This window comes from Kitasatospora sp. NPDC048722 (assembly GCF_040650235.1).
Lineage (GTDB): Bacteria > Actinomycetota > Actinomycetes > Streptomycetales > Streptomycetaceae > Kitasatospora.
Genome location: NZ_JBEZGX010000187.1, coordinates 1 through 1,211 on the forward strand (window position 1 = coordinate 1; position 1,211 = coordinate 1,211).

The following is a 1,211-nucleotide window of genomic DNA, read 5'->3' on the forward strand; positions in this document are numbered from 1 at the left end:
CCGGTCGCATGAGCAGCCTCGAAACAATTGTTTCCACGCCCAACGGATACGTGACCGACGCGCTCAACAGGATTCAGAGCCTCGAAACACGCGTCACGGCGCTAGAGAAACACCGATCCGTCGCGTTCAGTCCACGATCACCGCGATCCGCTGACAAAGTCGGTGCTCGTCAAGATCTGCACCCACTGCGCTGGGAACTGGTCCGGCGCTTCCTCGGTGACGCTCTGCACGCAGAGCCATAGGGTACACAATGGCCGTGCTGGTTCGTCGCTTGCGTGCGGCAAGGTCACGACCATGGTGTAGAGGTCGCCAATCATGCCAAGCTTGGGCAGGGGGATGGGACTGCCATCCGCCATGAAGGTCACAGCTTCCGGTGTCACCTGGTTCATGTCTGCGACGCCGCTGTGAACTGCCGGCTCCAGCCGAATCTGTCCGGCAGCGTGAGAGTAGAACCAACCGCCACGCCCATACTGGGACCTGCCCTGCACAGCGGTTCCTAGGTTAGAACTTCCGTCGAGGGCCACGGACTTGGGGTTGTCGCTGCCGATGGAAAGACTGTTGGTGCTACCGATCACGCCAAACTCCAGGCCAATGCCTTGGACTCCCGTCGATCTGCCGACTCCTGAAACCCCAAGTCCCCCGTTGCCGAGTGCTGTTCCGAATACACCCGTCTGAGTGTCACCGTCTCCCCGCACGCCCGGATTGCCGATTCCGGTTACCCCCGGAGATTTGCCACCCATGCCGAGAACGCCCGAAGGGTTGTTAACCTCTGTGGCCCTGGCGCGGTCTTGATCTCGCGTCCAGCCAGCAACTCCAACAGTCCCCTGTCCCGCGACGCCGGTTGCGTTGTTATTGGCCGCAGTAACGATTCCGTCTACGTCCTGAGCTGGGGCGGCCTGGCCGACACCAGGTACCACGACGAAGATCTCTTGACCGAACCATGTGTCGTCCTCTTCTCCCCCGCGGAGGAGAGTGGTTGCCGAGGTGTGGGTAATGTCGCCAGCTACCACATCATTCATGGCTGCGCCTCCTTTTGTATCAGAAATCATCTAAACCCACAGTAAGCAATAAGTGCCGCGTCGCGATCGGTACTGGGTCATTCGGAGGATCTGGCCACTGCTCGCAGCCCTTCCCCATGACCAAGTACGCCCGGCGGCCAGACCTTGCATGTGCGGATAGCTTCGGCACTGGGCAGAGACCGCTCCTTATCA

1 protein-coding gene is annotated in these 1,211 nt (G+C 60.4%); it reads right to left on the bottom strand.

Features of this window, described 5'->3' with window-relative positions:
- Positions 1-137: 137 nt before the first annotated feature.
- Positions 138-1,019 carry a hypothetical protein gene (locus AB0C76_RS41450; protein WP_359975993.1) on the bottom strand — a complete coding sequence of 294 codons (882 nt, stop codon included), beginning with the start codon at positions 1,017-1,019 and terminating at the stop codon, positions 138-140.
- Between the last annotated feature and the right edge of the window lie 192 nt (positions 1,020-1,211).